Source organism: Roseobacter sp. (assembly GCF_024639605.1).
Classification (GTDB): Bacteria; Pseudomonadota; Alphaproteobacteria; order Rhodobacterales; family Rhodobacteraceae; genus Roseobacter.
Window position 1 is genome coordinate 1 of sequence record NZ_JAHEHZ010000145.1, and the last position, 8,714, is coordinate 8,714.

General features: G+C 60.8%; 9 protein-coding genes and 2 tRNA genes. 7 read left to right on the forward strand and 4 right to left on the reverse strand.

The annotated features are described in order from the left end of the window. Nucleotides 1-44: 44 nt before the first annotated feature. Nucleotides 45-121 (forward strand) — tRNA-Pro (locus tag Q0M35_RS15370). Nucleotides 122-149: 28 nt separating this feature from the next. Here Q0M35_RS15370 and Q0M35_RS15375 read toward each other — a convergent pair. After that, the gene (locus Q0M35_RS15375) at nucleotides 150-599 is read right to left on the reverse strand and encodes a hypothetical protein (RefSeq protein WP_295316847.1); all 450 of its coding nucleotides are present in this window, start codon (nucleotides 597-599) and stop codon (nucleotides 150-152) included. A gap of 130 nt (nucleotides 600-729) precedes the next feature. Further along, nucleotides 730-806 (reverse strand) — tRNA-Arg (locus tag Q0M35_RS15380). A gap of 122 nt (nucleotides 807-928) precedes the next feature. Here Q0M35_RS15380 and Q0M35_RS15385 point away from each other — a divergent pair. Both Q0M35_RS15385 and Q0M35_RS15390 read left to right on the forward strand, forming a co-directional pair. Further along, nucleotides 929-1,972 carry a LacI family DNA-binding transcriptional regulator gene (locus Q0M35_RS15385; protein WP_295316849.1) on the forward strand — a complete coding sequence of 348 codons (1,044 nt, stop codon included), beginning with the start codon at nucleotides 929-931 and terminating at the stop codon, nucleotides 1,970-1,972. Further along, nucleotides 1,969-3,180 carry a crosslink repair DNA glycosylase YcaQ family protein gene (locus tag Q0M35_RS15390; protein WP_295316852.1) on the forward strand — a complete coding sequence of 404 codons (1,212 nt, stop codon included), beginning with the start codon at nucleotides 1,969-1,971 and terminating at the stop codon, nucleotides 3,178-3,180. The genes Q0M35_RS15385 and Q0M35_RS15390 overlap by 4 nt, the downstream gene beginning before the upstream one ends. Here the strand turns inward: Q0M35_RS15390 and Q0M35_RS15395 are convergent. Beyond that, a complete protein-coding gene (locus Q0M35_RS15395) occupies nucleotides 3,177-3,875 on the reverse strand; it encodes an aspartate/glutamate racemase family protein (RefSeq protein WP_295316854.1) in 699 nt (232 codons plus the stop codon). The genes Q0M35_RS15390 and Q0M35_RS15395 overlap by 4 nt on opposite strands. Before the next feature lie 31 nt (nucleotides 3,876-3,906). Beyond that, entirely contained in the window at nucleotides 3,907-4,422 is a 516-nt protein-coding gene (locus Q0M35_RS15400) for a winged helix DNA-binding protein (RefSeq protein ID WP_295316856.1), read from the reverse strand. 134 nt (nucleotides 4,423-4,556) lie between these two features. Between Q0M35_RS15400 and Q0M35_RS15405 the strand changes: the two genes are divergently transcribed. From Q0M35_RS15405 to Q0M35_RS15420, 4 genes are all read left to right on the forward strand, one after another. Then, a complete protein-coding gene (locus Q0M35_RS15405) occupies nucleotides 4,557-5,798 on the forward strand; it encodes an FAD-dependent oxidoreductase (RefSeq protein WP_295316858.1) in 1,242 nt (413 codons plus the stop codon). 30 nt (nucleotides 5,799-5,828) lie between these two features. Next, the gene (locus tag Q0M35_RS15410) at nucleotides 5,829-6,815 is read left to right on the forward strand and encodes a TRAP transporter substrate-binding protein (RefSeq protein WP_295316860.1); all 987 of its coding nucleotides are present in this window, start codon (nucleotides 5,829-5,831) and stop codon (nucleotides 6,813-6,815) included. Nucleotides 6,816-6,886: 71 nt separating this feature from the next. Next, entirely contained in the window at nucleotides 6,887-7,411 is a 525-nt protein-coding gene (locus Q0M35_RS15415; RefSeq protein ID WP_295316862.1) for a TRAP transporter small permease, read from the forward strand. A gap of 4 nt (nucleotides 7,412-7,415) precedes the next feature. Continuing rightward, nucleotides 7,416-8,714, forward strand: a 1,299-nt coding sequence (locus tag Q0M35_RS15420) for a TRAP transporter large permease subunit (RefSeq protein ID WP_295316864.1), incomplete at its 3' end; no start/stop codon positions are given.

The window sequence follows — 8,714 nt, forward strand, 5'->3', positions numbered from 1 at the left end:
GCCTTGCCAAGCGCCGGTGATAAGAGTATCCGGGCGCACAGGGTCGGGCTGTAGCGCAGCCTGGTAGCGCACCTGCTTCGGGAGCAGGGGGTCGGAGGTTCGAATCCTCTCAGCCCGACCAGTTTTCCGGCACCTCAGGTATTGTGCCTTCAGCGTAGTCTCAGCCCGAACTTTCGCTTACGGTGCATCAGCGGCACGCTGTAACCGGTGGAATTTGCGTTGCTCCCGGAGGCAAATCCGTTGTGGAACGGCCCGCCGTATAATTTGCCGTGTCCGGAAATCTGCGGCAGCGTCGATGGTTTACGAGGATGTGCACCGTCCTCGTGAATGATGTCCCGGGCTATGCGGCCAAAGTGCGAATTACGTCGGAACTTACGATATACGCGGTTTTTGTACCCGTCCTGCCGGTATTTGTGATGTCGATACCCCGGGTGGCGTCCATAGCCATGCCCGTATCCTGTTGATGGGTTCACCGAGATGACGACGCTGCCCCCGCCAAGCACGACTTTGCCGCTGACATGGATATCAGATGCCGCAGCAAACCCCGGCGCGAGACATCCCGCAACCATCAGCAGGCATATTCTGACAGTTCCCCGCATGTCACACTCCCATTCACCGGTACCTTTACAGTCTTTTAATATAACAGAATTGCCGGCTCAGGCAAAACGCCCGCCTTCACAGCTGCGCGATGGCGCGTGTTCCGGTAAGCGCGACCAGGGGCGGCAAAGATGGTGATCCCGGCAGGATTCGAACCTGCAACCTGCCCCTTAGGAGGGGGCTGCTCTATCCGGTTGAGCCACGGGACCGCCGCCGACAGCTTTAGACCAGTACGGCACACTTGTCATCGCCCGATCATGTTTGCGCGGGCTAGTGCTTGAACGTTGCGAACAGGGTGCGCTAACATCGCTCAACAGTACAGGAAGTTCATGTGACAAGACCAAAACAGCGGCCCCTCACCCTGCGAGACGTATCAGAAGCCTGCGGGGTGTCCGAAATGACGGTCAGCCGTGTGCTGCGCAATCGCGGCGACGTGTCGGTCGCGACCCGCGATAAAGTCCTTCAGGCCGCGAAATCGCTGGGATATGTGCCCAACCAGATCGCCGGGTCGCTGGCCTCACAGCGGGTCAATCTGGTGGCGGTCGTCATTCCGTCACTGTCAAATATGGTCTTTCCCGAAGTTCTCACCGGCATCAACGAAGTATTTGAGGAAACCCCGTTGCAGCCGGTCGTGGGCGTGACTGATTATATGCCCGAAAAAGAAGAACGCGTGCTCTATGAGATGCTGTCCTGGCGGCCTTCGGGAGTGATCATCGCCGGACTGGAGCATTCTGACGCCACCCGCGCGATGCTCAAAAACGCAGCGATTCCGGTGGTCGAGATCATGGACACGGACGGCACACCCGTCGATGCGGTGGTGGGGATTTCGCACCGGCGTGCGGGCCGGCAGATGGCAGCGGCGATCCTGAAACAAGGCTATCGGCACATCGGCTTTATGGGCACCAAGATGCCGCTTGATCACCGTGCGCGCAAACGGTTTGAAGGCTTTACAGAAGCCCTTGCCAAGGCCGGCGTGGAGATTGAGGACCGTGAATTTTATTCCGGAGGCTCGGCGCTTGCCAAGGGCCGCGAGATGACGGCTGCGATGCTGAAGCGCTCGCCCGATCTCGATTTTCTTTATTATTCCAACGATATGATAGGGGCGGGCGGTTTGCTGCATCTGCTCGATCAGGGTATCGACGTGCCTGGTCAGATCGGGCTTGCCGGGTTTAACGGCGTGGAGCTTTTGGACGGGCTGCCCCGCCAGCTTGCAACGATGGATGCCTGCCGCAAGGAGATCGGGACCCTCGCCGCGAAGATCATTCTTGAGCGCGCGGCCCTGCCTGAAGATGCAGAACCCGACAGCTCCGGGCAGATCACGCTGAAGCCAAAAATCACCTTCGGAGACACGCTGCGCCGTTACCGGCGCGGATGAACACACTCACTCTGACGAACGCGCAGGCGCGGCGTCTTTTTCTCGACCGCCACGCGCTCAGTGAGGCGCCACAGGGTGCCGCGCACGGGACAGAGCTGTTGTCGATGATAGAGCGACTGGGGTTTGTGCAGCTCGACAGCATCAACACGGTCGCCCGCGCGCACGACCTGATCCTCTTTGCGCGGCGTCCCCGTTACCGGCCCAAAGCGCTGAAAAACCTCTACGAAAAAGACCGCGCGCTTTTCGAGCACTGGACCCATGACGCTGCCGTCATCCCGGTGCGGTATTACCGCTGGTGGCAGCTGCGCCGCGAGCGCGATGCAGAAAAGCTGCGGCGGCAGTGGCGTGACTGGCGGCGCGACGGGTTTGAAGATCAGTTTCAGGTGGTGCTGGATCAGATCCGCGAGAACGGCCCCGTCAGCACCTCGGATGTGGGCGCGGGTGAAAAGCGCGGATCGGGCGGTTGGTGGGACTGGCATCCGTCGAAGACGGCGCTGGAGTATCTCTGGCGCAGCGGCGCGCTCTGCGTGGTGGGGCGCGAAGGGTTTCGCAAACGCTATGATCTGACCGAACGGGTGATCGACGAAGCGCTCTGCACGCCGCTGACCACACCGGAGGAAACCACAGAGGTGATCAGCTGGTGTTGTGCCGGGGCGCTCGACCGGCTCGGATTTGCCACACCGGGAGAGCTCGCGGCCTTCTGGGACCATGTGAGCATCAGTGAGGCCAAAGACTGGTGTGCCGCAGAACTGGCAGCGGGCCGGTTGCAGCCTGTGCGGATAACCGGCGCTGATGGCATACCGCGCGACAGTTTTGCGAGACCCGGTGTCGGCACAGACCCCGCGCTTGAGATGGCGCCAACGCCGCGCCTGCGGGTGCTCAGCCCGTTCGATCCGGCACTGCGCGACCGCAAACGTGCTGAACGGCTTTTCGGCTTTGACTACCGCATCGAGATTTTTGTGCCCGAGGCAAAGCGCCGATACGGGTATTATGTATTTCCTCTGCTCGAAGGAGACCGGCTGGTCGGCCGGATCGACATGAAAGCGTTCCGCGACCGCGATGAACTGGTGGTCAGAGCGCTCTGGCCAGAGCCAAAGGTGCGCTGGGGCAAGGGCCGCCTCGCCGCCCTCGAAGCAGAGCTTGACCGGATCATCCGCCTAGCCGGGGTCAGCACCTGGCGGTTTGAAGACGGCTGGCTGCGCCGCTAAGGCGCCGGGAAAGCCGGTGGCAGCAGGCTGTCGTGAAACCACATCAGATAGGTGTATATCGAAAAGACCGGTCGCCCGGTGGCCCGGGCGATGTCCCTCGCGTAAGGCACCATGTTGGTGCACTCCAGAATGATCGCACCGGTCTGCGGCGCGTGCGCCACAAGGCGCCGCGCCGCGGCACAAAGATCACGCCGGGCGGCTTCGACATCCAGTACGGTCTGATTGCCCAGAATGCTGCGGGCAAAGCTCGTGTCCTCCACGCCCTCTATGACGCAGGTGTCGGGTGCACCTGCTACCGCGAGATGGCGGGGGCTCAGGCTGGCTGCGGAGATTGTGAGCACCCCGATGGTCTGATCCGGCGGCAGGGCAGCCTGCACCTGTGCTGCCTGCTCAAGTGCGGAGGCCGCGACAGGCACGCCCAGTTTCGCCGCCAGTCCGGGCCGGATCAGCGCCAGAAAGCCGCAGGTGGTGGCTATTCCGGTGCAGCCCGCGTCAATCAGCCCCCGCCCGGCTGTGATGAACTCCTGCACCAGTGGTTCGGGGTCTTCGCAGACCACGGCCTGCGGTGTTGCACCGGGCACCACGGCGTAGCGGACAGGGAAGGGCCATGTAACAGGGTTGCCCACATCGCCGGGTATGCGCGGAAATTGCGTGTCGAGCATCAGGATACCAAGGCGGGCGGCAGGACCGGTCATACCCGGTGATAGCCCCGGATCGCGTGCCCGATCAATAGGTGGTCGCCGCGCGCGCGGCCTGATCGTACTGGCCCGACATCAGCCGCAACAGCCCCGCAGCACGGCTGACCTGGTCAGGCTCAAGCCCCAGATCCGCCACCGCGCGCATCAGCAGACCTTCACGTATCTCGCGGTACCGCTCGCAGGTCTCAGCGCCTTTGTCGGTGGCGGCCACGGTTTTTTCTTTGCCCTGACGCCCGTCTTTTACAAGACCCGCTTTCTTGAGTTTGCGGATCGCGTAATTGACCGTGTGCGTATCCTCCACATTCAGCACCAGACAGATATCGGCCAGCTTTTTTGGCCGGTCGCGGTGATAAACCGAATGCAGCACCAGCACATCCAGCGCGCCAAGCTCAGGAAATCCCGCCATGGCAATCGCGCGTACCATCCAGCGCTCAAAGGCATGATTGGCGAGGATCAGCCCGTATTCCAGTTCAGAGACCTCCGCAAAGGAGCCGCTGGCCAGATGAGCGGATGATACGACGGGTCCGAGAAAGCTGTTTGTCATAGCATCAGACTGCCTGACGCTGACAATTTGTCAACAATTTGTTGACGTATTGTGAGAACTGGTCAGGATAACAGACAGGGAATCAGCCCCCGGGGGAAGTTACGTATGGTATTCGTTGCCGGCAGAGCCGCAAAATGACACAGCATGTGGCCGTCATCGGTGCCGGTATTGTCGGCGTGTCCACCGGCATCTGGCTGCGCCGTGCCGGTTTTGACGTGACGCTGATCGATCGCGCGGGTCCCGGCAAAGGCACGTCACACGGCAATGCCGGTATTCTGGCGGCCTGCGCCATGGTGCCCGTTACGTCGCCCGGCCTCATCCGCAAAGCGCCGGGGATGCTGGTCTCATCGGATTTTCCGCTGTTCTTACGCTGGACCTATCTGCCTAAACTGGCGCCCTGGCTTGTTAAATATCTCGCTAACGCCAATGATTCCGACACCCGTCGCATCGCTGCCGGGATCGCACCCATTGTGACCGACAGCGTGTCTCAGCACAAGGCGCTGACCGGTGACATCGGCCTCGGGCACTGGGTTACCGAGAGCGATTACTGCTTTGGCTATCGTGACCGGGCGGCTTTTGACGCGGAAAGCTATACCTGGGGCCTGCGCCGCGAGGCAGGCTTTGAGCCGGAGCTTATCGAGGGCGATGACGTTCGGGAGTACGAGCCGAACGTGAGCCAGCAGATCAGCTGTGTCGCGGTGGTGAGGGATCACGGGTTCATTCGCGACCCGGGTGGGTACGTCGGCGCACTTGCTGCGGCGTTTGAAGCTTCGGGCGGTAAAATTGTGATCGCTGATGTTAAGGACTTTGATCTCAGCGGTGGAAAAATCAGCGCCGTTGAAACCAGCGAAGGCCGCATCGGTTGTGATAAGGCAGTGCTCGCCACCGGCGTCTGGTCAAAACCGCTGATGCGTAAACTGGGGCTGAATGTGCCACTCGAATCCGAGCGCGGCTATCACATCGTTTTCGAGGCGGCTGAAAACGGCCCGACAAGGCCGATGATGATTGCCTCCGGCAAATTTGTCGCCACCCCCATGGCACAGGGTGTACGCTGCGCCGGTGTGGTGGAACTTGGCGGGCTCGGGGCCGGTCCGTCGAAGGCCCCGCTGAAAATGCTGCGCCGGCAGGCAAAAGCCGCGTTCCCGCGGATGACCGCCACGCAGGAAATCGAATGGCTGGGGCACAGGCCCGCCCCCAGCGACAGTCTGCCCCTGATCGGGCAGATCGGAAAAACAGGGGTCTGGACCGGCTTCGGACATCATCATATCGGCCTGACCGGTGGTCCGAAAACAGGCCGGCTGCTGGCCGGGCTGATATCCGGTCAACCAACAAACATGGACATGGCGCCCTATGCGCCCGAACGGTTCCGGAACTGAAACAAAGAAAAAACCAGCAAGGAGAACGATATGACACTGACAACAAAACTTATGGCAGGTGCGGCAACAGCAGCGCTGACCCTTGGCGCTGCTCTGCCGGCGGCCGCGGCTGAAAAATGGGATATGCCGATGGCCTATTCCGCATCGAATTTCCACTCCGAGAACGGTGTGGCCTTTGCCGAATGCGTGGGCGCAGGGACCAATGGCGAGATCACCATTGAAGTGCACCCGGGCGGCTCGCTCTTTGCCGGCGCGGACATCAAGCGCGCGATCCAGACCGGTCAGGTGCAGATCGGCGAGCGTCTGCTCTCGGGTCACCAGAACGAAAGCGCTGTCTTCGGATTTGACAGCGTGCCTTTCCTCGCTCCTTCGTTTGAGGACAGCGAAAAGCTCTATGACGCAGCCAAACCAAAGATCGAAGCACTGCTCGATGAGCAGAACCTTGAGCTGCTCTATGCCGTGCCATGGCCGCCCCAGGGTCTCTACTTCAAGAAAGAAGTGAACTCGGTGGCCGACATGGAGGGCGTGAAATTCCGCTCTTATAACAACACCACAAGCCGTCTGGCGGAACTGACGGGCATGCTGCCCGTCACGGTGGAAGCTGCTGAAATCAGCCAGGCTTTCGCGACCGGTGTGGCGGAGTCCATGGTGTCGTCAGGGGCCACGGGCTATGACCGCAAGGTCTGGGAAAGCCTCACGCATTTCTATGAGGTCGATGCCTGGCTGCCGCGCAACTATGTGATGGTCAATCAGGACGTCTGGGCCGATGTGTCCGACGCCAATAAGCAGGCCATCATGACCTGTGCGGCCGAGGCCGGGGCACGCGGTCTGGCAGCGTCCAAAGACTACACGCAGTTCACCATGGACGGCCTTGCCGAGGGTGGCATGACCGTGCAGCCCGCCGGCGACGCACTGATGGCTGAGCTGCGCGAGATCGGCGCCACCATGACCGCCGAGTGGCTTGAAGCGGCCGGCGACGAGGGCAAAGCCATCGTTGATGCTTTCAAAGCTCAGTAACTGAGACTGCCTGCCCCGCGACATCCCGCGGGGCAGGCTCTACCACCCCCCGAGACCACCGGAGACCGGCCATGACTGCCCTGCGCAAGACGCTCGACTTTCTCTATCTGGCAGCCGGTGTGCTGGCAGCGCTCTGCCTTATTGCGATCCTTCTGCTCATTGTGGCACAGATGGTCGCCCGCTGGACCGGTGAGATTTTTCCGGGCGCGCCGGATTATGCCGGATATGCCATGGCTGCGGCCAGTTTTCTCGCTTTTGCCAATGCACTCAACCATGGCGCGCATATCCGGGTTTCAATTCTGCTTAATGCCGTCCCCGCCGGGACAAGGCGGCTGCTTGAGATCTGGTGTTTCGGGCTGGCAGCGGCGATTGCATGGTACTTTACCTACTACGCTTACTGGTTCGTCTACTGGTCCTGGAAATTCAACGAGGTGAGCCAGGGGCAGGACGCCACCGCCCTGTGGATCCCGCAGTCGGTCATGGTCATTGGCGGCGGCCTGCTCGCGGTCGCGCTGACCGACAACCTGCTGCATGTCATCTTCAAAGGTGAGCACCGGATCGTCCGGGCCACCGTCGAAGACAGCTTTGAGGTTTGAGAAGATGACCGAGATATATGCAATCATCCTCTTTCTGATCGTCCTCTTTCTGCTTCTGGGTACCGGCGTCTGGGTCGGCCTTGCGCTGATGGGCGTGGCCTGGGTCGGGATGGAGCTTTTCACCACGCGGCCCGCCGGCGACACCATGATCACGACGATCTGGGCGTCATCCTCCAGCTGGACACTCACCGCCCTGCCGCTCTTTATCTGGATGGGAGAGATTCTCTATCGCACCCGATTGTCCGAGGATATGTTCAGAGGCCTCTCGCCCTGGCTGGCAAAGATGCCCGGCGGACTGGTGCATACCAATATCGTCTCCTGCACAATCTTTGCCGCTGTCTCCGGCTCGTCAGCCGCCACGCTGACCACCGTGGGCAAAATGGCCATCCCGGAACTCAGGGCCCGCAAATACCCCGAAAAAATGGTGATCGGAACGCTTGCGGGGGCTGCGACCCTCGGACTGATGATCCCGCCTTCCATTGCGCTCATCGTCTATGGCGTCACGGTCAACGAGAGCATCACCAAGCTATTTTTCGCGGGTGTTTTTCCAGGGCTCATTCTGGCGTCGATGTTCATGGCATATGTGGCAATCGTTTCAAAGACATCGTCGGGCTGGAACCCGGATATGGAAACCGGCATGAGCTTTTCCGAAAAGCTGCGCAATTCACGCTTCCTGCTGCCGGTGCTGATCCTGATCACGGTGGTGATCGGGTCGATGTACGGCGGCTATGCCACCGCAACAGAGGCTGCGGCCATCGGTGTGCTGGGTGCGCTGGCGCTTGCGGCGGCCCAGGGCTCGCTGACGGTGGGCTCGTTCCGCGAAAGCCTGATGGGGGCAATGCGCACCTCTGCGATGATCGCGCTCATTCTGGCGGGGGCTGCATTTCTGAAACTGTCGATGGGGTTTACCGGCCTGCCGCGCGCACTTGCTGACGGCATCGCCGCGATGGAACTCGGGCGGTTTGAGCTTCTGATGGCACTGCTGGTTTTCTATATCGTGCTGGGCATGTTTCTCGACGGAATTTCTGCAGTGGTGCTGACCATGGCGATCGTCGAGCCGATGGTGCGCGAGGCCGGCATCGATCTGATCTGGTTCGGGATCTTTGTGGTGGTGGTCGTGGAAATGGCGCAGATCACACCGCCCATTGGTTTTAATCTTTTCGTGCTGCAGGGAATGACCGATCATGAGATGGGATACATCACCAAAGCGGCCCTGCCGATGTTTCTGATCATGGTGCTGATGGTTTTTATCCTGATCTGGTTCCCTGAAATCGCAACCTGGCTGCCGGATAATCTGCGGCAG